This window comes from Kribbella sp. NPDC026611 (genome assembly GCF_040638345.1).
Lineage (GTDB): Bacteria > Actinomycetota > Actinomycetes > Propionibacteriales > Kribbellaceae > Kribbella.
Genome location: NZ_JBEZYC010000006.1, coordinates 304648 through 328656, shown reverse-complemented (window position 1 = coordinate 328656; position 24009 = coordinate 304648). Strand labels below are relative to the sequence as shown.

At 68.9% G+C, this 24009-nt stretch carries 20 protein-coding genes; 15 read left to right on the top strand and 5 right to left on the bottom strand.

Translation table 11 applies throughout. The features are described from left to right. The first annotated feature begins 258 nt into the window (after positions 1 to 258). The 11 genes from AB0E69_RS25855 to AB0E69_RS25805 all read left to right on the top strand — a co-directional run bounded on the left by AB0E69_RS25855 (position 259) and on the right by AB0E69_RS25805 (position 12848). Positions 259 to 1668, top strand: a complete 1410-nt coding sequence (locus AB0E69_RS25855; protein ID WP_360151052.1) for a family 2B encapsulin nanocompartment shell protein — start codon at positions 259 to 261, stop codon at positions 1666 to 1668. Positions 1669 to 1671: 3 nt separating this feature from the next. Next, positions 1672 to 3903, top strand: a complete 2232-nt coding sequence (locus AB0E69_RS25850; protein WP_360151049.1) for a germacradienol/geosmin synthase — start codon at positions 1672 to 1674, stop codon at positions 3901 to 3903. Next, positions 3900 to 5282, top strand: coding sequence for a family 2B encapsulin nanocompartment shell protein (locus tag AB0E69_RS25845; RefSeq protein WP_360151046.1), 1383 nt, complete (start codon positions 3900 to 3902; stop codon positions 5280 to 5282). The genes AB0E69_RS25850 and AB0E69_RS25845 overlap by 4 nt, the downstream gene beginning before the upstream one ends. Before the next feature lie 11 nt (positions 5283 to 5293). Beyond that, the gene (locus tag AB0E69_RS25840; protein WP_360151043.1) at positions 5294 to 6325 is read left to right on the top strand and encodes a family 2 encapsulin nanocompartment cargo protein polyprenyl transferase; all 1032 of its coding nucleotides are present in this window, start codon (positions 5294 to 5296) and stop codon (positions 6323 to 6325) included. 18 nt (positions 6326 to 6343) lie between these two features. Continuing rightward, positions 6344 to 7267 (top strand): 4-hydroxy-3-methylbut-2-enyl diphosphate reductase, encoded by a 924-nt coding sequence (gene ispH, locus AB0E69_RS25835; protein WP_360151040.1) that lies wholly within the window; start codon positions 6344 to 6346, stop codon positions 7265 to 7267. Next, positions 7267 to 8034 (top strand): hypothetical protein, encoded by a 768-nt coding sequence (locus tag AB0E69_RS25830; RefSeq protein ID WP_360151037.1) that lies wholly within the window; start codon positions 7267 to 7269, stop codon positions 8032 to 8034. The genes ispH and AB0E69_RS25830 overlap by 1 nt, the downstream gene beginning before the upstream one ends. Further along, a complete protein-coding gene (locus AB0E69_RS25825) occupies positions 8027 to 9262 on the top strand; it encodes a hypothetical protein (RefSeq protein ID WP_360151034.1) in 1236 nt (411 codons plus the stop codon). The genes AB0E69_RS25830 and AB0E69_RS25825 overlap by 8 nt, the downstream gene beginning before the upstream one ends. Before the next feature lie 275 nt (positions 9263 to 9537). Further along, complete coding sequence (locus AB0E69_RS25820; RefSeq protein WP_360151651.1) at positions 9538 to 10869, top strand: DHA2 family efflux MFS transporter permease subunit; 1332 nt, start codon at positions 9538 to 9540, stop codon at positions 10867 to 10869. Next, entirely contained in the window at positions 10866 to 11816 is a 951-nt protein-coding gene (locus tag AB0E69_RS25815) for a sigma-70 family RNA polymerase sigma factor (RefSeq protein ID WP_360151031.1), read from the top strand. Before AB0E69_RS25820 ends, AB0E69_RS25815 begins: the two co-directional genes overlap by 4 nt. Beyond that, complete coding sequence (locus tag AB0E69_RS25810; protein ID WP_360151028.1) at positions 11816 to 12559, top strand: isocitrate lyase/phosphoenolpyruvate mutase family protein; 744 nt, start codon at positions 11816 to 11818, stop codon at positions 12557 to 12559. The genes AB0E69_RS25815 and AB0E69_RS25810 overlap by 1 nt, the downstream gene beginning before the upstream one ends. 82 nt (positions 12560 to 12641) lie before the next feature. Then, positions 12642 to 12848, top strand: a complete 207-nt coding sequence (locus AB0E69_RS25805) for an antitoxin (RefSeq protein WP_360151020.1) — start codon at positions 12642 to 12644, stop codon at positions 12846 to 12848. 105 nt (positions 12849 to 12953) lie between these two features. Here AB0E69_RS25805 and AB0E69_RS25800 read toward each other — a convergent pair whose 3' ends face one another. Beyond that, positions 12954 to 13772, bottom strand: a complete 819-nt coding sequence (locus tag AB0E69_RS25800; RefSeq protein ID WP_360151017.1) for a methyltransferase domain-containing protein — start codon at positions 13770 to 13772, stop codon at positions 12954 to 12956. A 64-nt stretch (positions 13773 to 13836) separates the two neighbouring features. Here AB0E69_RS25800 and AB0E69_RS25795 point away from each other — a divergent pair, with 64 nt between their 5' ends. Then, positions 13837 to 14601: a maleate cis-trans isomerase gene (locus tag AB0E69_RS25795; protein WP_360151014.1), complete on the top strand. Its 765-nt coding sequence runs from the start codon at positions 13837 to 13839 to the stop codon at positions 14599 to 14601. A 220-nt stretch (positions 14602 to 14821) separates the two neighbouring features. Then, on the top strand, positions 14822 to 15559 hold the full coding sequence (locus AB0E69_RS25790) for an SDR family NAD(P)-dependent oxidoreductase (protein ID WP_360151011.1): 738 nt from the start codon (positions 14822 to 14824) through the stop codon (positions 15557 to 15559). Positions 15560 to 15564: 5 nt separating this feature from the next. Here AB0E69_RS25790 and AB0E69_RS25785 read toward each other — a convergent pair whose 3' ends face one another. Together AB0E69_RS25785 and AB0E69_RS25780 are read right to left on the bottom strand one after the other, a co-directional pair. Continuing rightward, entirely contained in the window at positions 15565 to 17889 is a 2325-nt protein-coding gene (locus tag AB0E69_RS25785) for a glycoside hydrolase family 95 protein (protein WP_360151008.1), read from the bottom strand. Positions 17890 to 17949: 60 nt separating this feature from the next. Further along, a complete protein-coding gene (locus tag AB0E69_RS25780; protein WP_360151005.1) occupies positions 17950 to 19842 on the bottom strand; it encodes an ABC transporter ATP-binding protein in 1893 nt (630 codons plus the stop codon). Between the two features lie 125 nt (positions 19843 to 19967). On the opposite strand from AB0E69_RS25780, the gene AB0E69_RS25775 reads away from it, so the two are divergent. Beyond that, complete coding sequence (locus AB0E69_RS25775) at positions 19968 to 20393, top strand: MarR family transcriptional regulator (RefSeq protein WP_360151003.1); 426 nt, start codon at positions 19968 to 19970, stop codon at positions 20391 to 20393. Between the two features lie 4 nt (positions 20394 to 20397). Here the strand turns inward: AB0E69_RS25775 and AB0E69_RS25770 are convergent, their stop codons facing one another. Together AB0E69_RS25770 and AB0E69_RS25765 are read right to left on the bottom strand one after the other, a co-directional pair. Next, complete coding sequence (locus AB0E69_RS25770) at positions 20398 to 21045, bottom strand: response regulator transcription factor (RefSeq protein WP_360151001.1); 648 nt, start codon at positions 21043 to 21045, stop codon at positions 20398 to 20400. Continuing rightward, positions 21036 to 23195 carry an ATP-binding protein gene (locus tag AB0E69_RS25765; RefSeq protein ID WP_360150998.1) on the bottom strand — a complete coding sequence of 720 codons (2160 nt, stop codon included), beginning with the start codon at positions 23193 to 23195 and terminating at the stop codon, positions 21036 to 21038. The genes AB0E69_RS25770 and AB0E69_RS25765 overlap by 10 nt, the downstream gene beginning before the upstream one ends. 156 nt (positions 23196 to 23351) lie before the next feature. Between AB0E69_RS25765 and AB0E69_RS25760 the strand changes: the two genes are divergently transcribed. Further along, the gene (locus AB0E69_RS25760) at positions 23352 to 23963 is read left to right on the top strand and encodes a hypothetical protein (RefSeq protein ID WP_360150995.1); all 612 of its coding nucleotides are present in this window, start codon (positions 23352 to 23354) and stop codon (positions 23961 to 23963) included. Positions 23964 to 24009 lie beyond the last annotated feature (46 nt).

Sequence of the window (24009 nt, the reverse complement as noted above, 5' to 3'; positions counted from 1 at the left end):
GCGGTGAAAGTTCTTCGCTGATAGCTCTTGACGCCTGCGGTGAGCGGGCGATTACTCTTTGTAATGCAAGCCGACGGACAGACACCGGCGTAACTGGGGCCGCCGAGCACGTTCTGTTCTCCGTCCGGGGGATTTGTCCACTTCTCACTCGTTGCGCCGGGCAGTGCCGTGTCCGGGGCTGGTTGCTGCCTGCGTACGAACGCGCGCCGGGCCACTGACGCGCGCCCGCACTTCGATCGAACGGTGGTGTGTTTCGCCATGACCTTGACCGATCCAGACACCCATTCGAACGGCCAGTCCCAGCTCAGCCTGGGTACGGCCGCCGCCCGCAACCTCGCCACGACCACCAAGTCCGAACCGCAGATGCAGGGCATCACCTCGCGGTGGCTGCTCAAGCTGCTGCCCTGGGTGGAGGCGAAGGGTGGCGCCTACCGGGTGAACCGCCGGCTGAGCTACGCGGTCGGCGACGGGCGGGTCACGTTCACCACCACCGGCGCGCAGGTCCGGGTGATCCCGCAGGAGCTCTGCGAGCTCGGCATGCTGCGCAGCTTCGACGACGTCGACGTACTGTCCGCGCTCGCGGATCGCTTTGTACAGCAGGAGTTCCAGCCCGGTGACGTGATCGTCGAGCGCGGCCGGCCGGCCGACCGGATCTGCCTGATCGCGCACGGCAAGGTGAACAAGATCGGCCTCGGCAAGTACGGCGACGAGTCGGTGCTGGAGACCCTTGTCGACGGCGACCACTTCACCTACCGGGCGATCCTGGAGTCCGACGACTTCTGGGACTTCACCGTCAAGGCGATCACCCCGTGCACGCTGCTGACGTTGTCGCAGGCATCATTCGAGGAGCTGATGTCACAGTCCGACAGCCTGCGCGCCCACATCGAGCACTTCCGCAGCAGCCCGGAACGCTCCGAGAACGAGTACGGCGAAGCCGCGATCGAGCTCGCGGCCGGCCACCAGGGCGAGTCGGACCTGCCCGGGACGTACGTCGACTACGAGACGACCCCGCGCGAGTACGAGCTGAGCGTCGCGCAGACCGTCCTCCGCGTGCACACCCGGGTGGCCGATCTCTACAACCACCCGATGGACCAGACCGAGCAGCAGTTGCGGCTGACCATCGAGGCCCTGCGCGAGCGGCAGGAGCACGAGATGATCAACAACCGTGACTTCGGCCTGCTGCACAACGCCGACCTGAGCATGCGGATCCCGACCCGCAGCGGCCCGCCGACACCGGGAGACCTGGACGAGCTGCTCAGCCTGGTCTGGAAGGAGCCGGCGTTCTTCCTCGCGCACCCGCGCTCGATCGCGGCATTCGGCCGGGAGTGCACCAAGGCCGGCATCTACCCGGACCACGTCGACGTCGGCGGGCACCGGCTGCCGGCCTGGCGCGGCGTACCGATCTTCCCGTGCAACAAGCTCGGGATCAGCGACACCCGGACCAGCTCGATCATGCTGATGCGCACCGGCGAGGACAGCCAGGGCGTCATCGGCCTGCACCAGACCGGGCTGCCGGACGAGTACGAGCCCGGCCTGTCGGTGCGGTTCATGAACATCAGCGAGAAGGCGATCATCAACTACCTGGTCAGCGCCTACTACTCGACCGCGGTGCTGGTGCCCGACGCGTTGGGGATCCTCGAGGGCGTGGAGATCGGCCGCGAGGGCTGACGCGTGGCGCAGCCCTACGAGCTGCCCGACTTCTATGTGCCCTACCCCGCGAGGATCAACCCGCATCTCGAGGGTGCCCGGGCGCACAGCAAGGCATGGGCCTACGAGTTCGACATGATCGACGTACCGCAGGAAGGGCACGCCGTCTGGGACGAGCACGACTTCGACTCCCACGACTACGCCCTGCTCTGCGCGTACACCCACCCGGACGCGACGGGTCCACAGCTGGATCTCGTCACCGACTGGTACGTGTGGGTGTTCTACTTCGACGACCACTTCCTCGAGCTGTACAAGAAGACCCGCGACATCCCGGCCGCCAAGGCGTACCTGGACCGGCTGCCGTTGTTCATGCCGGCCGAGGGCGACATCACCGAGATACCCGGGAACCCGGTGGAGCACGGCTTGGTCGACCTGTGGAACCGGACCGTCCCGTCGATGTCCGCGGGCTGGCGGCAACGGTTCCGGCAGACGACCGAGGCCCTGCTCGCCGAGTCGCTGTGGGAACTGGCGAACATCACCACCGGCCGGATCGCCAACCCGATCGAGTACGTCGAGATGCGCCGCAAGGTCGGCGGTGCGCCGTGGTCGGCGAACCTGGTCGAGTACGTGACCTCCGAAGTACCGACGGAGATCGCGGCGACGCGGCCGATGCAGGTACTCAGCGACACGTTCTCGGACGCGATCCATCTGCGTAACGACCTGTTCTCGTACCAGCGCGAGGTCGAGGTCGAAGGCGAGGTGAACAACGCCGTGCTGGTGCTGGAGACGTTCTTCGGTTGCCCGACGCAACAAGCCGCGAATCTAGTGAACGACATCCTCACGTCACGGCTGCACCAGTTCGAGAACACCGCCTTGACCGAGGTACCACAGGTCGTCGCCGAGCACGCGGCCGATCCGGGCGCGGTCCTGAACTACGTGAAGGGCCTGCAGGACTGGCAGTCCGGCGGCCACGAGTGGCACCTGCGCTCGAGCCGCTACATGAACAACGGCGGCAAGGCCGCAACCACCGGCCTGGGCACGTCCGCGATGCGCATCGTGTCCTCGTTGATCGCCACGGCCCCCTACCGCAATCGGTCCCACAGCTTCACCCCACACCAACACGTCGGGCCTACGGCTCTGCCCGACATCTACATGCCATTCCCAGGAAAACAGAGCCCCCACCTCGACACGTCAAGATTCACCGTCCTCGAGTGGGGCGATCGGAACGGCATCACCGACGGGACCATCTGGGACGCCCGGATGCTGGAAGCCTTTGACCTACCGTTGTGCGCCGCCGGGATCTTCCCGGATGCGTCAGCGGAGCAGCTGGACCTGGCGAGCGGGTGGCTGGCGTGGGGGACGTACGCCGATGACTACTATCCGGCTGTCTTCGGTCGTCGGCGTGATCTGGCGGGGGCGAAGGTGATGAACCAGAAGCTCTCCGCACTGATGGCCCTGGACTCAACGACGGCAGCAGGAGGCGAGGGGGGCGGTGGCGCCTGCTTCTCCCTCGGTGCGGTTCCCGAGGGGCCGCTGGAGGTTTCGCTGGCCGACCTGTGGCGGCGGACGACCGGGCCGATGACGGTCGAGCAGCGGACGGCGTTCAAGCACGCGGTGGACACGATGACGGACAGCTGGTTGTGGGAGTTGGGCAATCAGGCGCAGAACCGGATTCCGGATCCGGTCGACTACGTGGAGATGCGGCGGCGGACGTTCGGGTCGGAGCTCACGATGAGCCTGTGCCGGATCGGTCACGGCGAACGCGTCCCACCAGACATCTACCGGTCCCGCCCGATCCAGGCGATGGAGAACGCGGCGTCCGACTACGCCTGCCTGCTGAACGACCTCTTCTCGTACCACAAGGAGATCGAGTACGACGGCGACCTGCACAACGGCGTGCTGGTCGTACAGAACTTCCTGGCCTGCGACAAGGACCGGGCCGTCGCCGTCGTCAACGACCTGATGACGGCCCGGATGCAGCAGTTCGAGAACGTCGTCGCGGTCGACCTACCGGCACTGATCACCGACTTCGGCCTGGACGACGACGTCCGCCGGACCGTCCTGCGGTACGCCGACGAGCTGCAGAACTGGATGTCCGGGATCCTCGCCTGGCACCGCGGCTGCCACCGGTACGGCGCCGCCGACCTACCGCACCGGCAACCCACGCGGCAACCCACCCGGCCACCCTTCGTCGGCCGACCCACCGGACTGGGCACCTCTGCCGTCCGCATCTTCCGAAAGGCCGGTGCCGCATGACCACAGCCGAAACCCCGCAGCTCAGTCTGGGCACCAAGGCGGCCCGGCAGCTCGCCACCACGACCAAGTCAGTCCCGCAGATGCAGGGCATCACGCCGCGCTGGCTGCTCCGGCAGCTGCCGTGGGTCGAGACCACGGCGGCGTCGTACCGCGTCAACCGCCGGAGCACGTTCGCGATGGGCGACGGCCGGCTGAGCTTCACGGTCACCGGCTCCGACGTCCGGGTGATCCCGGCCGAGCTCACGGAGCTGGCACCCCTGCGCGGCTTCGCCGACGACGACGTACTGAACGCGCTGGCCGACCGCTTCCGCCGGGAGGACGTCGAGCCCGGCCAGGTGATCGCCGAGTTCGGCAGCCGCGTGGACGAGGTGATCCTGATCGCCCACGGCCGCGTGACCAAGTCGGGTGTCGGCTCGTACGGCGCAGCCACCGACCTGGGGATGCTGGCCGACGGCGACCACCTCGGCGCCGAACTGATGGTCGAACCACCGGAACATCTCTGGGAATACACCGCGAGAGCCTCGACCAGCTGCATCGTCCTCACCCTGAGTCGGAACGAATTCGCCGAGTTGGTGGACCGCTCCGAACGCCTTCGACTGCATTTGGAGGAGGTTCGCAATCAGCCCAAGCGCTCTCAGAACAAGGCGGGTGAAGCCGCGATCGACGTGGCGTCGGGGCATGCGGGTGAGGACGAGCTGCCGGGCACGTATGTGGATTACGACCCGGCGCCCCGCGAGTACGAGCTCAGCGTCGCGCAGACCATCCTGCGGGTCCGGGCCCGGGTCGCGGACCTCTACAACGACCCGATGGATCAGACCGAGCAGCAGTTGCGGCTCACGATCGAGGCCCTGCGCGAGCGGCAGGAGCACGAGCTGATCAACAACCGCGAGTTCGGGCTGCTGCACAACGCGGACTACCAGCAGTGCATCTACACCCGCACCGGACCGCCGACGCCGGACGACTTCGACGAGCTGCTGACCCGGCGCCGCAAACCCAAACTGCTGCTCGCCCACCCGCGCGCGATCGCCGCCTTCGGCCGAGAGTGCACCCGGCGGAAGATCTACCCGGCGACGACGACGGTCGACGGCAAGACTGTGCACGCCTGGCGCAACGTCCCGCTGCTGCCGTGCGACAAGATCCCGATCTCGAGCAGCAACACGACGTCAGTACTCGTACTGCGCACCGGAGCGGACGACGAAGGCGTGATCGGTCTGCACCAGACCGGCCTGCCGGACGAGTACGAGCCCGGGCTGAACGTCCGCTTCCTCGGCATCAGCGAGAAGGCGATCATCTCCTACCTGGTCGGCACCTACTACTCGGTCGCAGTACTGGTCCCGGACGCGCTGGGCGTTCTGGAGAACGTTGAGCTCGGGCGCTGAGGAGCGGTGCGATGTCGACACTTCAAGAGATCAGATCCGGGGCCGAGATCCTGGCCTGGAGCCGGGAGCAGGTCGAGCCGGCGCTCCGGGCCGCGGTGGGTACGTTGCCCCCGGCAACCAGACGGATCGCCGACTACCACTTCGGCTGGGCCGACGAGGACGGGCAGCCGGCTCACGCCGACAGCGGCAAGGCGGTGCGACCGGCCCTCGTCCTGCTGACCACCCAGGCCGTCGGCGGTCTGCCGGAAACCGCGCTACCGGCGGCGGTCGCGGTCGAGCTGGTGCACAACTTCTCCCTGCTGCACGACGACGTGATGGACTGCGACACCACGCGCCGGCACCGCGCGACCGCGTGGACCGTGTTCGGGCTGGGGCCGGCGATCCTGGCCGGTGATGCGCTGCTCGGGCTGGCGTTCGACGTCCTGGTCGGCAGCGGCCATCCGAGTCGTGGTGAGGCGTCGCGGATGCTCGGTGCCGCCGTACAGGAGCTCGTCGACGGGCAGCTGGCCGACGCCGAGTTCGAGACGCGGGACAACGTCGTACCCGCGGAGTGTGTGCGGATGGCGCAGCTCAAGACGGGCGCGTTGCTCGGGTGCTGCACGGCGCTCGGCGCGCTGTTCGGCGGTGGACGACCGGAGCAGATCGACCACCTCCGGCTGTACGGCGAGGATCTCGGGCTCGCCTACCAGCACGTCGACGATCTGCTCGGCATCTGGGGCCGGCCGGAGGTCACCGGCAAACCGGTGTACTCCGACCTCCGCCGCCGGAAGAAATCCCTCCCCGTGGTGGCAGCCCTCTCATCCGGTACGGCGGCCGCTCGCGAACTGGCCGCGCTGTACCAGCGAGACGACGAGCTGTCCGACGCCGAACTGGCGGCCGCGGCCGGACTGGTCGAGGGCGCCGGCGGCCGGGCGACCAGCCAGGCCCAGGCCGACGCCCTGCTGAGCGCGGCGCTGGGCGAACTGACCGCGGCCGGAGCGCTCGCTCCCGCGGCCGGCGAGCTGGAGAGGCTGGCCCGACTGGCCACTCGCCGCGACCACTGACGACCGGGGGGAACAAACATGACGCGAACCATCGTGCTGGCCGCGCCCAGATCGTTCTGTGCCGGCGTCGAGCGCGCGATCGAGATCGTCGAGCGCCTGCTCGCGGCCCGGCCGGGCCCGATCTACGTCCGGAAGCAGATCGTCCACAACACCAGCGTCGTCGAGCACCTGCAGACACGCGGCGCGATCTTCGTGGACGAGCTGGACGAAGTACCCGAAGGCTCCACGGTCGTCTTCTCCGCGCACGGGGTTGCGCCGGCGGTCCACACGGCCGCCGAGCAGCGCGGACTGGACGTCGTGGACGCCACCTGTCCCCTGGTCACCAAGGTGCACCAGGAGGCCCGCCGGTACGCCGCCCGCGGGCACACCGTCGTACTGATCGGGCACGCCGGTCACGAGGAAGTGGAGGGGACGCTCGGCGAGGCGCCGGAGCAGACAGTGCAGGTGTCGGAGCTCGCCGAGGTGGACGAGCTGGAGGTCGACGGCCCGATCTCCTACCTGACCCAAACGACGCTGGCGGTGGACGAGACCACTGCGCTGATCGATGCCCTGCGCAACAAATTTCCCGGTGCCCGCGGGCCCGACACGGCGGACATCTGTTACGCGACCACCAACCGGCAGGCCGCGGTGGCCACCATCGCCGAGCAGGCCGAGCTGGTGATCGTGGTCGGATCGGCCAACTCGTCGAACTCGCGCCGCCTGGTGGAAGTTGCCCAGCGCACCGGTACGACGGCGTACCTGGTCGACCGGGCGACCGACGTACCCGTGGAGTGGCTGGAGGGGGTGAGCGTGGTCGGGCTGACGGCCGGGGCGTCCGCTCCCCCGGCGCTGGTGCACGCGGTGATCGAGCGGATCGCGGAGCTGGGACCTATCCGCATCGTCGAGCACGAGGTGACCAGGGAGACGTTGCGGTTCACGTTGCCGCCGGAAGTGAGGCATTGATGAGTCTGTTCTTCGAGGGGCTGCTGTGGGTCGGCGTCGTGATGATCGTGACCGCGGTCGTCGCGGTCATCCTGCGGAAGTGGCGCCAACGCGAGGGGCGGGAGGCGAACAACGAGGTCGCCGGACAGGTCTTCACGGTGGTCGGTGGGGTCAACGTCGTGATCGCGGCGTTCGTGCTGATCTCGCTCTTCGACGGCATGGACACGGCCGGCAAGACGACGTACGACGAGGCGAACGCGCTGGTGGCGGTGCAGTGGGCCGGCGACTCGCTCGCACCGCCGGACAAGGCCCGGATCCACCAGCTGTCGCGTGCCTACGCGACCGAGGTGTCCGAGCGGGAGTGGCCGGCGATGCGCGACGGTCGCGACGTCGGCGACCAGGGCTGGAGCCTGCTCGCGTCGCTGCAGAAGACGGTCGAGCAGGCGAAGACGACCAGCCAGCGTCAGGAGGACCGCCGCAGCGAGGCGGCGAACCAGGTCTGGAACGTCTACCAGGCCCGCCAGAACCGGCTCAACTCGAGTGGCAGCGGCGTCAGCGGGGTGGTGTGGTTCGCCATCCTGATCGGGAGCGTCATGTCGGTGGCGCTGATGTTCATGTTCGGCGGGCCGGGCCTGTATTCGTACGCATTCATCGTGTCGATGCTGGCCGGGGCGATCGCACTGCTGCTGTTCGCCATCTACCAGCTGCAGAACCCGTTCAGCGGCGGCGCCAACATCGGGCCGGACGCGTTCCTGTCCGCGCTGGCGCGATTGAGCGACAGTGGGTGAGGTACGGCGGTCGCTCGCGGCGCTGGCGAGTGTGTCGGGGGTCGTCTGCTTCCTGTTCGCCGTACCTTCGTCTGCTGCTGCGGGGTGCTCGTTCCTGGACTTTGAGTCGTCCGGGTTCCATTCGTTGTCGCGGTTGGTTCGCGTGGAGTTGCCGTCGGGGGCGCGGTCGGAGGTCGGGCGGCTCGAGTATCAGGTCCAGGCTGCGGGCTACTCGCGCAGCCAGGACCTCGTCTACGGCATCGCTACCCGCGATCATGACGGTTGGCTGCTCCGGAAGCCGGTCCTCGTCTCGATGACGCGGTCCGGGGTCGTCACCGACCTGGGACCGATTCGCACCGGAGTCGGCGGCCTGGCCGACCCCATCGCCGGTGCAGTGGTCGGCGGCCGCTTCTATGTCCGCGACCACCTCCGCCTCTACACCGTCGACCTGACCCAACGAAAGGTCGTACAGTCCGTCCATCTGTCGGTCCTGGGCCTCGAGGTGGAGGACTTCGGCGCGGATCCTTCGTCCGGCGTCCTCTACGGGATATCTACCTGGGGCCACGTCGCGAAGCTGGTCACCGTGTCCCCGGCCTCCGGCTCGGTGCACGAGATCGCTCAGGTCCCCGGCATCCCGTGGCAGGACGGCTACAGCTCGGTCGTAGTCACGCCGACAGCTGTGTACGCCGCACACACCGGTCACGTCCGCCAGAGCGAGCTCTACCGCATCGGGTACGACGGCTCGTCGTCGAAGCTCGCGGCATGGCCGGCCGTAGCCAACTCCGACGCAGCCGGCTGCCTCACCGAGACCACCCCGCCGCCCCCGACACCACATCCGACACCACGTCCCACGCCCAAGCCAAGTCCGAAACCGCGACCGACGACCCACCCGAAGCCCACACCACCCCCAAAACCAACACCCAGCCCAACCCACAGCACCAAACCAACCCCCACGCCAACTCCTGCTCCTACTCCCTCTCCGACTCCAACGGCGCCGGCCGTCCTGCCGCCTCCGCGCACTCCACCTCCGTCCAAGCCCACGCCAACCCCGGCTCCCACTCCACATCCGACTCCGACCAAGGTGACTCCCCCAACGGACTTTGCGATCGCCCGACCGGCAGCAGCTGCCCCGAGGGCCCAGGACCGCACAGTGCAGGTGCTTCGGCGTTGGTCCCTGGCAACCCTGCTCGTGATGCTGAGCGGGGGTGCAGCGATGGCCGCTCAACGGCGGATGCGCGCTCGGCGATGAGGCTGGCCGCGGCGGATACATGCCCGGGGATGAGGCCGGCCGCGGGCGATGCGTGCCCGGGGATGAGGCCGGCCGGCGCCCGGCGGGAAGGCTGGTCGCGGCGGATGCGCGACCGGTGGTGAGGCTGGGTGTGGTGGGCGGGTTAATTGATGGTCATCGGAGCGATGAGTTTGGGGGGTGGCGGTGGTCTGTACAGGTGAGAGCAAACTGGAGGACCTGTGCGAACCACGAAGCAAGAGCGGTGGATATTGGGGCTGACTTCGCTGGGGTCGGTCATGGTGGCGTTGGATGTGTTGGTGGTGGCGGCTGCGCTGACCACCATTCGAGGGGATCTCGGGGCGTCGCCCGAGCAGTTGGAGTGGACGGTCAACGCCTACGCGTTGAGTTTTGCGATGTTGTTGATGCCGGCCGCCGCGGTCGGCGACCGGATCGGGCGGCGGCGTGCCTATGCGACGGGGTTGGCGGTGTTCACCGCGGCGTCGGTGGCGTGCGCGCTGGCGACCTCGCTGAGTGGGCTGATCGCGGCCCGGGCAGTGCAGGGCGCCGGAGCGGCGATGGTGATGCCGCTGGCGATGAGTCTGCTGGGAGCGGCGTTCCCGCCGGAGCGGCGCGGGCGGGCGATCGGCGTGTTCAGCGGCGTGACCGGGATCGCGGTCCTCGGTGGGCCGATGATCGGTGGCGCGGTGACCGAGGGCCTGTCCTGGCAGTGGATCTTCTGGGTCAACGTCCCGATCGGCGTGCTGGCGATCGCGTTCGTCCTGGCGAAGGTCCCGGAGAGCACCGGGCCGGGACGGCGGCTGGACCCGATGGGTGCGGTGCTGATCAGCCTCTCGATGCTCGGCCTGGTCTGGGGCACGGTCCGCGGCGCGTCGGCCGGGTGGACGAGCGCCGAGGTGCTCGGCACCTATGCGGCAGGCATCGTCCTGCTGGTGGCGTTCGGGCTGTGGGAGCGTCGCTCGGATCACGCAATGATCCCGATCGCCTTCTTCCGGAACGGCTCGTTCTCGGCCTCGAACTCCGCTGGCTTCTTCCTGAGCGCCGCCTTGTTCAGCGCAGTGTTCTTCCTGTCGCAGTACATGCAGGCGGTGCTCGGCTCAGCACCGTTCAAGGCCGGTCTGCAGCTACTGCCGTGGACCGCGACCCTCTTCATCGTCGGCCCGATCGCAGGGCGGCTGGTCGACCGGGTCGGTGAACGCCCGCTGATCATCCTCGGTATGGCGTTGCAGACGGTCGGCATGCTGTGGCTGAGCCGCGGCGGGACGCAGTACCACGATCTCATCCTGCCGCTCGTCGTCACCGGCTGCGGCACGTCGCTGGCGATGCCGGCGGCCCAGAGCGCGGCCATGGTCGCGCTGCCGCGCGAGGCAGTCGGGATCGCCTCCGGCATCTACAGCATGGCCCGGCAGTTGGGCGGCGTCGCGGGCGTCGCCATCCTCGGCGCAGTGTTCGCGGCGGCCGGTGGGTACGGCGGTGACGGATTCACCCGAGCTATCGCCGGTGGCGGCGTACTGTCGTTCCTCGGAGCGCTGTCCGGCCTCGGTGTCGCTGCTCGCCGCCGCCGTACCGGCGCACCGGACGCGGTGAAGGTGGTGGAAGGAGTCGGATGAACCTCGAAGAGGAGTTCGCGCTGCTCCGCGGGGAGCTGGTGGCGCACTGCTACCGGATGCTCGGGTCGCTGCACGATGCCGAGGACGCGGTGCAGGAGAGCTACCTGCGCGCGTGGCGCGGGCTGAAGGACTTCGAGGGCCGGTCATCGATCCGGACCTGGCTGTACCGGATCGCGACCAACGTCTGCCTGAACTTCCTGCAGCACAGCAGCCGGCGGGTGGTCCCGTCAGCGCTCGGTGCCCCCGGCAACGATCCGGAGGACCTGCACGCGGAGGCCCTCGAGGTGCCGTGGCTGGAGCCGTTCCCGGATCAGTTGCTGGGCGCCGATCCGGCCACGGTGGTCGGCGACCGGGAGAGCGTGCGGCTGGCGATGGTTGCGGCGATGCAACACTTGCCGCCGCGGCAGCGCGCCGTGCTGATCCTTCGCGAGGTGCTGACCTGGCCGGCGGCCGACGTCGCTTCGTTGCTGGAGACAACGACAACCGCGGTCAACAGCTCGCTGCAGCGGGCGCGGGCCGAACTGGCCCGGCTCCGGCCGCGCGAGGACGAGCTGAGCGAACCGGACGAACCGTTGCGGCGGGCGATGCTGGACCAGTTCTCCGCGGCGATGGTGTCGAAGGATCTCGCCGTACTGGAAGGGCTGTTCACCGCGGACGCGCGGTGGGAGATGCCGCCGATCCCGACCTGGTTCGCCGGGCGCCGCGACGTACTGCGGCTGCTCGACGCGAAGCTGCGGCCGGGTCCGAACCACCGGTTGTTCACCGAGACGTCGGCGAACGGGCAACCGGCCTTCGCGCAGTACCTGGCCGGCAAGGACGGCGCGTACCACGCGCACTCGATCAAGGTGCTGACGCTGACCACGGCCGGGGTCTCGGCCGTGATGGCGTTTCATCAACCTGCTTTGTTCCCGGCCTTCGGGCTGCCCCTGATCTGTAGGAGTTCGTGATGTCACTCGCAAGCACCCTCCGGGACCTGCACGTGCCCGGCAAGCCGCTCGTCGTACCCAACGCCTGGGACGCGGCCTCGGCCCGGCTGGTCGAGGCCGCCGGGTTCCCCGCGGTCGCGACCAGCAGCAACGCGACGGCGGCGATTCTCGGGTACGACGACGGCGAGGAAGCACCCGTCGACGCCGTACTGGCGGCCGCGGCCGGGATCGCCCGGTCGGTCTCGGTCCCGGTGACCGTGGACTTCGAGCGCGGCTACCGGCTCGCGCCGGCCGAGCTGGTTGAGCGGTTTACCGCGACCGGTGCGGTCGGTCTCAACCTCGAGGACTCGGATCCGGCCATCGGTTCGATGGTCGATCCGGCCGAGCAGGCCGACTTCCTGGCCGCTGTGCGAGCCGCGGCCGGGGATGCGTTGGTGATCAACGCGCGCATCGACCTGTTCATTCGTGGCGCCGGCGACACGGCGGCGGCGATCGACCGAGCGACGCAGTACCTCGCGGCGGGCGCAGACTGTGTCTATCCGATCGGGGTGGGCGATCTCGACGTGATCGGCACGCTGGTGGAGGGGATCCCGGGCCCGGTGAACGTCGGGTACGGCGCCGGCGCGCACTCGATCGCCGACTACACCGCGCGCGGGGTGGCGCGGATCAGTTTCGGGCCGATGTTCCAGCGCACGCTGTACGCCCGGTTCGCCGAGACCATGCTGCCCGCGGTGCAGGCAGACCGGAATCCGTTTGCCGGCTGAAGCCGGGTGTGAAGTTCGCGCGATTGGGTACGCAGGGGGCGTTAGGTAGTTCAGGCAACCATCGACGGAACGGGGAATCACGATGGGTATGTTCGACAACCTGAAGGACAAGGCCACCGACGCGGTCGACGAGCACGGTGACCAGATCGGCGAGGGCGTCGACAAGGCCGGCGACTTCGCCGACGAGAAGACCGGCGGCAAGTACGGCGACAAGATCGACCAGGGCGGCGACATGGCCAAGGACCAGCTCGACAAGCTGGACGGCCAGGACGACGACATCGACAACTGACACACCCCGCCGGCGGCCGCGGATCCTGATCCGCGGCCGCTGCGGCGGTTCCGGCACCGGATCATCGCTGGATCATCGCTGGATCATCGCTGGATCAGTGCCGGCTCAGCGCCAGATGACGGCTTCGATCTCGCGGCGCTGCTCGGAGAACCGGCCCCGGTCGGAGGCCTTGGTGAGCAGCTCGCGGAGGTCGGTCTCGAAGGCCTGCAGATTGGCGCCGAAGTGGTGCGGTGCCGAACCGGACAACGAGAACACCGACGCGACGATGCCGTCGATGCTGCGGTCTTCGATTTCGTTGCCTCCGACCACCAACCGGGTCGGCCCGCGGTACCCGGCCGCGCGCATCACGTCCTCCTCGCTGCGCTCCGACCAGACCGGCACGGGCCCTTGCCCCGCACGCCGTACCGGACCGAGGTACTGCGTGACCAGCCGGTCGATCTCGTCCCACGGCGGCCGCGGGTGCGGGAGGTCGTGACTGCCGTCGAGACCGCGGTGCGTGGTCGCGCCGACGTGCACCCAGGCTCCGTCGGGCGTCAGCATCCCGCGCACCCGGTCCGCCACCAGTTCGCGATTCATCCAGTGGAAGGACTGCGCGAACGACACCACCCGGAAGCTCCCGAGATCCGCCGGGAGCTCCTCGGCGCGCAGCTGTCGCCAGGTCACATTGCTCAGAGTTGACCGCTTCGCCGCCACCGCGACCATGTCCGCGTCGGCATCGACCCCGATCGCCTCCGCGAACAAGGGTGCGAGCAGCAGGGTCAGCGATCCAGGCCCACAGCCGACATCCAGCAATCGGCCGCCTCCGTCCAGACCAAGCTCGGCTTTCAGGGCAGCGGCCAGCGCCGCAGGGTAAGCCATCCGTCCCACCGCGTAGTGCTCAGCGCTGCCGGCGTACAACGTCGGGTCCCACTCCCAATCAGCCACCTCCCGAGGCTACCGACGCGACGATCGCCGTTGCACACTCATTTCCACGGGGAAGGAGGGGCCTATGTGGGAACCAGACGGCTGGGACGTTCGAGCGCGGATCGGGGTGCTGATCCCGCACGCCGATGTCGGACCCGAGTCGGAACTGCAGGCGATGGCACCGGAAGGTGTCCGCGTGCACGCAACGCGTGTCCCGTTCGGCGCGATGGCGATGGGCGGACAGATGGATCCGACCATCCCGCTCGCCCCGGTCCGGGCATTCGTCGAACCGCCGGCGATCGACGAGGCGACGGCCTTGCTCGCGGCGGCGCCGGTGCAGGCGATCGGCATCGGCTTCACGAGTTCGTCGTACGTGCTGGGTCCGGACGGTGAGCGCGAGGTCAACGAGCGGCTCGCGAAACTCACCGGCGGTATTCCGGTGGTGTCTCCGGGTGCTGCCGCGGTTGACGGCTTCCGGGCGCTGCGGGTCGATCGTCTCGCGGTGTTCAGTCCGCCGTGGTTCGATGCGGTACTGGACGAGATGGGTGCGGACTACTTTGCCGCGCAGGACTTCGACGTCGTCCTGCACCAACCGTGTGACCTGCCCAGTAACCAACGCAGCATCTGTCCGTCAGAGTTGTTCAGCTGGATCGCGGCGAACACTCCGCGGGACGCGGAGGCGGTGTTCGTCGGTGGTAACGGCTTCCGCGCGGTCGGGGTGATCGCCGCGCTCGAGGACGAGCTGCGCAGACCGGTCGTCACGGCCAACTCCGCGCTGCTCCGGGGTTTGTTGCGCGCCGCGTCCACGCGAGCACGACCGGTGGGATATGGACGCGTTTTCGGGGTTTGAACGACGTGTGAATTCCCAGCAATCCTTGCGGTTGCTGAGCATTCGCTGAGGGTGCTCGGGGCAACCGACAGGTTTTTGTCCGGAAACGCCGACAGGGGTACGTTCCGCGGGGATCAGGACGTACTCTGCTGGACAAGGGGAGACGGAAACTGTTCTCGGGGCCTGCAGGGGGGAACTGCATGATGCCGGATTTTTGCCTGTGCGCGGGGTGGAGTTGGCGATGATTCCGTTGCGCCGGGTCCTGGTCTGGATCTCGGGCGCTTCGGCCGGGTTGGGAGCCGCACTTGCGGCGACCATCCCGTTCGACAGCGCCGAACTCGTGGACATCTCGCGCCGTGGCGGCGCGCCGGGTGCCGCGCACGTCGCGGTCGACCTGGCCGATCCGGGCGCCTGGCCCGTCGTGGAGAAGGATTTCCGGCAACGGATCGAAGCCGCTGACCCCGAGCTGGTGGTGTTCGTACACAACGCGGGCACGCTGACACCGCTCGGACCGGCCGACCGGGTGGACACCGACCAGTACATCCGGAACGTGATGCTCAACTCGGCCGCGGCGCAGATCCTCGGGCAGTCGTTCCTGAGCGCGGTGTCCGACGGCGACTTCGAGAAGCACCTGATCATGGTGTCCTCCGGTGCGGCCCGGCGACCGCACGAGGGCGAGGCTGCCTACGGCGCCGGCAAGGCCGCGATCGACCAGTGGGTGCGCACGGTCGGGCTCGAGCAACGGCGCCGACGTAGCGGCTGCCGGGTCATCTCGGTGTCACCGGGCTCGGTCGACACCGCCATGCAAGCGGAGTTGCGCGCCTGCAACGACGACCAGGTGCCGGCGGCGGCCCGGTTCCGGGAGCTGGCGGCGCAGGGCAAGCTCGCCAAACCCGAGACCGTCGCCCGCACGATCTGGTCGCTCCTCGACCGCGACCTGGAGAACGGCACCGTTCTGCACGTCCGCGACGTGACCTGACCCCTCTACTGCGCCCGCGTCATTGTGTGGGGGATTCCCTCGGTCAGAGAGACCAGCTCGCGATCTGCACCGTGACGGACTGACACGGTTTGATCGCGGTCGGCGGTGAGTACGGCGGTGACGCCGGCGGCCGACCAGGTCAGGTCGACGCGGACGCCGCCGCGGGCACGGAGACCGGTGATGCTGCCCTCGGGCCAAGCCGCCGGCAGCGCGGGGAGCAGGTCGAGCTCCCCGGTGTGGCTCTGGAGCAGGAGCTCCGCGATGCCGGCGGTGGCGCCGTAGTTGCCGTCGATCTGGAACGGCGGATGGGCGCAGAGCAGGTTCGGGTACAGACCGGAGCCGTCGCCGACGTAGTCCGTCCCGTTGTCCGACGCCGGAGTGAGGAGCTCGCGGACGAGGCGGTGCGCGGCCTCGCCGTTGCGCAGCCTGGCCCAGAGCGAGATCCGCCAGGCCAGCGACCAGCCGGTGGACTTGGTGCCGCGGAGCTCGAGGGTACGGGCGGCGGCCGCGGCGAGCTCCGGCGTACCGTCCGGCGTGATCTGGTCGCCGGGGTGCAGGCCGATCAGGTGCGAGGTGTGCCGATGCAGAGGTTCGGCCTCGGGGAGGTCCTCGAGCCACTCTTGTAGTTGCCCTCGGCTACCAATCTTGGGGGCCGGGATGCGTTTGCGGGCCGCTTGGATGTCGTCGACGAGCGGGTCATTCAGGTCTAGCTCGGCGGCGGTCTGGGCGCAGCGGTCGAAGAGGTCGGCGATCAGCGACAGGTCCATGGTCGCGGACGTGGTGACCGAGGCGGGTTGGCCGTCGGCGGCGACGTACTCGTTCTCGGGGGAGGTCGAGGGCGACGTACCGAGGGATCCGTCCGGGAGCTCGACCAGCCAGTCAAGGCAGAACTCGGCGGCCCCGCGCAGCACCGGCCAGGCCTCGGCGAGATAGTCGCGGTCGTTGGTGAACGCGTAGTGGTCCCAGAGGTGGCGGCACAGCCAGACACCGGCCATGGGCCAGTTGGACCACTTGGGGTTGCCGTCCACGGGCGCGGTCCAGCACCAGGCGTCGGCGTTGTGGTGCGCGGCCCAGCCGCGGCAGCCGTACAGCTCCTGGGCGGTACGGCGACCTGCTTCGGCGAGATCCTTGACGTACCGGAGCAGCGGTTCGTGGCACTCGGCGAGGGACGTGGTCTCGGCGGGCCAGTAGTTCATCTCGGTGTTGATGTTGACCGTGTAGTTGCTGCTCCACGGCGGCCGGAGGTGCTCGTTCCAGATCCCTTGCAGGTTGGTCGGCAGTCCGCCGGGCCTGGACCCGGCGATCATCAGATACCGCCCGAAGTTGTAGATCAACGCCGCGAGCCCCGGGTCGTCTCCCGCCTCCCGCAGCCGTACGTCGGTCGTCGCCTCGCTCTGCGCCGGAAGCGCGAGGACTGACCGCCGGAACAGCTCCTGATGATCAGCAACGTGCTCTTCCAACACATCACTGGGTGAGCGGCGCAGTACTTCGTCCACTGTCGATTCGGCTGCATCACGACATGCTTGCTGCGAACGGGTCGGTGCAGCGAGAGGCCCCTCGTACCCAGTACTGGTCGACAAGACGAGCAGCACTTCCGTAGCACCGCTGACCGTGAGCGCATCGGCTGAGGTCTGGAGCGATCCATCCGCCTGCGCTCGCAGTACGACGGCCGCATTCATGCCCCGACCGTCGCCGTCGGAGTACTGCACGGGCTCGTCCACGCTCGCGTGTGGTGGCGCGACGGACGACGGACAGGTCACCAGGAGCGCCAGCCCGTCCTCCCCCACCGCTTCCGTGGTCGCCCGTAGCTGGCTGGTCAGCCGGAACGTGACTTTGAGTGGCTCAGAGGCGCCAAGACGTAGGACCATTGCCTGCGCCGGCGCGCTGACGAAGACTTCCTGCCAGACCTCGACCCCGCCCACCTCGTAGGACGCCCGCGCAACCGCGGTGTCCAGGTCCAGCCGCCGGTTGTAGCGGGTGACCTCGCCGTCCACCTCGAAGTCGATCAGTATGTCACCGAGCGGCATGTAGGCCTGCGAGTACCCACTGTGGAACCCGGCGGCCAGCTCCTCGGCCGTCCGTACGTCGCCCGCCGCAACCGCCTCCCGCACGCGCTGGAGCGCCTCAGCCCCGTGCGCCCCGGCCGGCCTCGACAGCCGCCTGGTGGTCTCCGGGCTCCCCGACCACAAGGTCTCGTCGTTCAGGGCGATCCGCTCGTGTACCGGATCGCCGAAGCACATCGCCCCGATCCGCCCGTTCCCCAGCGGCAACGCCGCCAACCAGTCCACCGCCGGCCCGTCGTACACCAGCTCGGTCGCTGACCCAGTCATCCGATCTCTCATGGACCTGATCCTCTCCCGAGTCCCGTCCGGGCCGCGACCCGGTGTCCATCAGGCGGCTTTGGCGAACTGGGTGGCGTAGAGGTCGGCGTACAGGCCGTCGGCGGCCAGGAGCTCGTCGTGGGTGCCGCGTTCGCGGATCTCGCCGTCGGCGAGGACGAGGATCACGTCGGCGTTGCGGATCGTCGAGAGGCGGTGCGCGATCACCAGCGACGTACGGCCGACCAACGCGTTGGCCAGCGCGGTCTGGACCGCGGCCTCGGACTCGGAGTCCAGGTGCGCGGTGGCTTCGTCGAGGATGACGATCGACGGGGACTTGAGCAGCAGCCGGGCGATCGCGAGCCGCTGCCGTTCGCCGCCGGACAAGCGGTACCCGCGATCGCCGACCACGGTGTCGAGCCCGTCGGGCAGGCTGTCGACCAGGGTCGCGATCTGCGCGGCCTCGAGCGCCTCGTGCAACTCGGCCTCGGTGGCGTCCGGCCGGGCGAACAGCAGGTTGGCGCGGATCGTGTCGTGGTACATGTGCGAGTCCTGGGTCACCACGCCGATCGCGGCACGCAACGAGTTCTGCGTGACCTCGCGGACGTCGTGACCGCCGACCAGCACGGCTCCGCCGGTGACGTCGTACATCCGGGGAACCAGGGACGACAGCGTGCTCTTCCCGGCGCCGGACGGGCCGACGACGGCGACCATCTGGCCGGGTTCGACGCTGAACGAGACATCCTTCAGCACGTTCTCGCCGGTCTCGGCCGAGAGCTTTGCGACCGACTCGAGCGACGCGAGCGAGACCTCCGACGCGGACGGGTAGTGGAACGAGACATGCTCGAAGTCGATCGACGGCACCAGCTCGGCCGGCAGCTCCTTCGCATCCTTGCGGTCGGCAACCATCGGCGGGAGGTCGAGAACCTCGAGCACCCGCTCGAAGCTGACCAGCGTAGTCATGATGTCGACCTGGATGTTGGACAGCGCGGTGAGCGGACCGTAGAGGCGGTTCAGGTACGCCGTCAGCGCGACGACCGTACCGATGCCGAGGGCACCTTCCACCGCGAAGACGCCGCCGACGCCGTACACCAGGGCGACCGCGAGCGAGGCGACCAGCGTGAGCGAGACGCGGAAGACACCGCCGTACATCGCGGTGGTGACGCCGATGTCGCGGACCTGCGCAGCCTTGCCGGCGAAGTCCTTCGAGGCGTCCTGGGTGCGGCCGAAGATCTTGGCCAGCACGGCACCGGCGACGTTGAACCGCTCGGTCATCGTCTGCGCCATCGTCGCGTTCAGCTTGTAGGTCTCGGAGGTGATCTCCCGGAGCTTGCCGGCGAGCAGCCGGGCCGGGATCACGAAGAGTGGGAGGACGACGAGAGCGAGCAGGGTGATCTGCCAGGACATGACGAACATCGCGGTCAGGACGAGCGTGACGCTGAGCAGGTTGCTGACCACGTTGGACAGCGTCGAGGTGAAGGCCTGCTGCGCGCCGAGCACGTCGCCGTTGAGCCGCTGGATCAGCGCGCCGGTCTGCGTGCGGCTGAAGAACGCCACCGGGAGCTGCTGCACGTGGTCGAACACCGCCGTCCGGAGGTCGTAGACGAGCCCCTCACCGATCCGGGAGGAGAACCACCGCTCGGCCAGGGTGATCGCGCCGTTGGCCAGTGCCAGCGCGGCAACCACCAGCGCCAGCCAGACAACGACCTGGGCATGCCCAGGCACGATGCCTTTGTCGATGATCGCCCGGAACAGCAGCGGGGTGACCGCACCGGTGCCGGCGTCGAACGCGACGAGCACCAGGAAGACGGCCAGGAAAGCGCGGTACGGCCGGGCGAACCCGAGAATCCGCCGGAGCGTGCCGGCGGTCAACTTGTGATGCCGGACGGAGGAGTCCTTCAGCAGCGAGCGCATCGCCCGGCCACCGCCTGCTCCCCCACCCGGCAGTCCAGACATCTGCGACATACAGATCCTCTCGTGTCGGAATATACTGAGGTTAACTCACTATGAGCTAACCTCACAAGCGGGCGGTTTGTTCCCCGCTGTGCGGTGCCAAGTGCGGTAGGCGTGGGACGGCCTAGGCTTTGGGGATGGATGTGGCTGAGACGACGGCGGAACAGATCGCCGCCCTGCTGGACGGGATCGTCAGACGGCAGCGCCGCGCGTCCCGGGCCGGATTCGGAGAGCCGGTCACCCACGGCCAGTTCCGGGTCCTCCGCACCCTCGACCAAGCCGGCCACGCCCTCCGCCTGAGCGAGCTCGCCGCCCAACTCGGCATCGTCCCCCGCTCGGCCACCTCAGTGGTCGACGACCTGGAGGAGGCCGCCCTGGTAGCCCGCCACCCCGACCCCCACGACCGCCGCGCCACCCTCGTCGACCTGACCCCCACCGGCCGCCAACTCCTCACCACCCTCCGCGAAAAACGCCGCGAGGTCGTCACCACCCAACTGGCCCACCTAACCCCCACCGAACAACAAACCCTCGTCCACCTCCTCCAAAAACTCGCCGCGGACTGAGGGCTCAGCGCGCCGGTACTCCGAGGTGCGTGAGTACGGCGAGAACGCGGCGGTGGCCGTCGGCTGTTTCCGGGAGTGAGAGCTTGGTGAACAGGTGGCGGACGTGGGCCTCGACGGTACGTTCGCTCAGGTAGAGACGCTTGGCGATGCCGCCGTTGGTGAGGCCTTCGGCCATCAGTCCGAGTACGTCGCGCTCGCGGTCGGTGAGCGACGCCAGCGGGTCGCTCGGGCCGCGTCCGGCGACCAGGCCGGCAACCACCTGCGGGTCGAGGGCCGAACCACCGCGCGCGACCCGCTCGGCGCCAGCGAGGAATTCGGCGACGTCGAGGACCCGGTCTTTCAGCAGGTAGCCGAAGCCCGGGCGGGAGACGAGGTCGACTACGTGGGTGGTTTCGATGTGTTGGGAGAGGAGGAGGACGCCGGTGTCGGGGTGGGTGTCCTTGATTGCGCGGGCGGCGCGGGCGCCTTCGTCGGTGTGGGTGGGGGGCATGCGGATGTCGGCGACGACCAGGTCCGGGTGGTACTTCGTGACCGCGGGGAGGAGGCCGTCGGCGGTACCGAAGGTGGCGAGGACTTCGTGGGTGGCGTCGGTGAAGAGCATTTTCAGGCCTTCGCGGAGGAGGACCTGGTCTTCGGCGATGACTATGCGCATGGGAGTTCCGCGGTGAGGGTGGTGCCCGTCGTGGGGTGGCTTTGGAGGTGGAAGGTGCCGCCGAGGGCGGCTACCCGGTCGGCCAGACCGGTGAGGCCGGTGCCGGGGGTGGACTCGGCAAGGTTTTGGGCGGCGGGGTTCGTGGGTGTGGGGTTCATGGTGGCGCCGCCGGTGCCGTTGTCGGTGACGCGGACGGTGAGGTGGTTGTGGTTCTGGACGGCGGTCAGGGTGACTTGGGTGGCGTTGGCGTGTTTGATCGCGTTGGTGAGGCCTTCGCTGCAGATGAAGTACGCCGCTGCTTCGATGGCGGTGTCGAAGCGGGTGTCCGGCATCTCTACGGAAACCGGGAGTGGAGCGCGGCGGGCGAGCTCGCGGCAGGCCGGGCCGAGGCCTGCGTCGAGTTGTGCCGGTGGAAGACCGCGCGCCAGTTCTCGCAGCTCGCCGATCGCGATAGTCGCCTCCGCCACCGCACCTTCGAGAGTTGCTCGCACCTCTGCCGCGACGGCGCCTTGCAGCCCGCGGTCCGCGGAAGCGCTGTCCACCACCGCGCCGTCCACGCGGGTGCCGTCCACCGGGGCGCTGTCCGCGCGAGCGCCGTACATGCGTGCGCCGTCGTCTGCAGGAGTGCTGTTCACGGTGGCGCGGACCTGTGTGGGGCTTGCGGTGGTTAGTTGGTGTTGGGCGTGGCGGAGGGCCAGGCCGATGGAGACGAGGCGTTGCTGGGCGCCGTCGTGGAGGTCGCGTTCTATTCGGCGGCGTTCGGCGTGGGCGGCGGCGACGATGCGGGCGCGGGAGGACTTCACCTCGGTGAGCTGGACGTTGAGCTCGGCGCGCAGGCGGGCGATCTCGATGGCTAGTCCACCGTCCTCGACCACGCGGCGCAGCAGGTCCGGACCGAGTGCACTGGTCCCGTCGTGCAGGACCACGCCGATCGGCTGATCTCCACGCTCGATCACGATGCGGTGTCTGCCCGGAGTCGCGGTGTCACGCTGCTCGTGGCCGGTGAGGTCCACGTAATGGCGGGATTCGGGGAGGTAGAGGAGGAGGGCGAGGGTCGGGTCGCCGAGGATTTGAGCGAGTACGTCGCGGACGTCCTCAGGCGGGCGGTGGCCGGCGCGGACGTCGGAGAGAAAGGCGGCCATCCGGTGCAGGGCGTCGTACCGGGATCTGTTGAAGCGGCGGTCGACGAGGTCCTGGACCCGGGCCCGGAGCGGGCGGAAGAGCAGGGTGCAGACGAGGGTCGCGACGGCGACGGTCCAGGGCGAGGCGCGGCCGATGAAGGCGCCCAGGGCAACGATGAGGACGGCGTATGACGCGGCGAGCAGGATCGTCAGCGTTGCGTAGGCGACGGTCCGGCTGATGAAGAAGTCGATGTCGTACAGGCGGTAGCGCAGGATCGCGGCGCCCGCGGCGAGCGGGAGGCAGGTAAGAGCGAAGGCGGCGATGATGCCTGCCGCGGGAGTGATGTACCAGAGGACGAAGCTGGTTGGTAGCGCGATGCCGGCGATGACTGCGGCGAGGACGAACCACTTCAGTTGCTGGCGTTCCAGCCCAGTCGACCGCCGGAAGCGCCAAGCGAGCGACGCAACCGCGGCAACCAACGCGCCGAGGAAGAGCGGCATCCCCACCGCGAGCAGCAAACCGGTTGGAAGGGACGCCACGGCCCACGGATTGCGCCCGGACGCGAAGTCCCGCCCACGCGACGGGCTCAGCCCCCACGCGGTCATGCTGATCACGAGCCCGACCGCCCCCACCCAAGCCACCACCCGCCACCGCCGGCTGGGTAGGTGGCCGGTGGGGAAGAGCAGGAAGGTCAGGGTCCAGCCGAAGCCGTTGGGGAGCCAGCTGACTGCTGAGATCCCCTCGCCGATCGCGCCACCGGCCCAGCCCTCCGCGGCCGCGCGCAGGCCCCAGCCCTGCGCCAGGTCTGACGTGAGCGCGTTCAGTAGCCCGAAGCCGCAGAACAGCCAGCCGATCACGTTCTCCGGCCGCCGCCGCGCGATCACCGCGCCGGCGCCGACCGTTGCCACGTTGAAGAGGCCGTAGAGCAGCGTGTCGTAGACCGGCTCCAGCCGCCACGACAGCACGATCGCCGCGATCTCCGCGACCACCGTCACTCCGAACAGCCAGATCGGCCGGCGCCCTCCCACGGCACCATCGTGGCAGCGCCGGACCGTCCGGCCAACAGTGCTGGCACCTATCCGGTACGACGTGGATCCGCGCAGCCGCCGGCGTACTGCCACCGATGTGCGCACCCACCTCCGCTTCCTACCGTCGAAGCACAATCTTCCGAAAGGTGGGAAACCATGAACCGCAACCTCAGCACCGCCGGCCTCACCGGCGCTGCCCTGACCACGCTGACCGGGCTCGCCGTCGAGGTCGTCGTGAAGCCGGCCACCGACGTGTCGGACCAGCAGTGGAGCTACCCGTGGACCAGCGGCCCGTTCGTCGCCGTCTCGATCGGGTACGCCGTCCTCCACCTGCTCGTCTTCCTCGGCATGCTCGCCGTACTTCGGGCGCTCACGAGCCGCACGGCACGGATCGGCGCCGGCATCGCGGCCGCGGGCACCCTCGTCCTCCTGCTCGCCGAGATCGCGTCGATCCCGATCGCCGACCAGCGTCTGGACGACACCGGCGCCCAGGTCATCGGCGCGTTCTTCGGCGCCGGCGTAGCCCTCACCGCGATCGGCCTCCTGACCGCCGGCATCGCCGTACTGCGGTCGAACGACTGGACCGGCTGGCAGCGCTACGTCCCGCTGGGCGCAGGCGTCTGGTCCCTGGTCCTGATCGGCCTCAGCATGACCAGCGCGCTGCCGCTCGGCGTCGCCGTCTACGGCCTCACCCTGTGCGCGCTGTTCCTGGCCGTCCGGACACTGCACACCCCGACCGAGCCCCGGACCCGCGCCCGCGTCAGCTAGTTGCCCGCGGATTGAGCACTTCGCGCAATCGACGGGCACAGCGCCG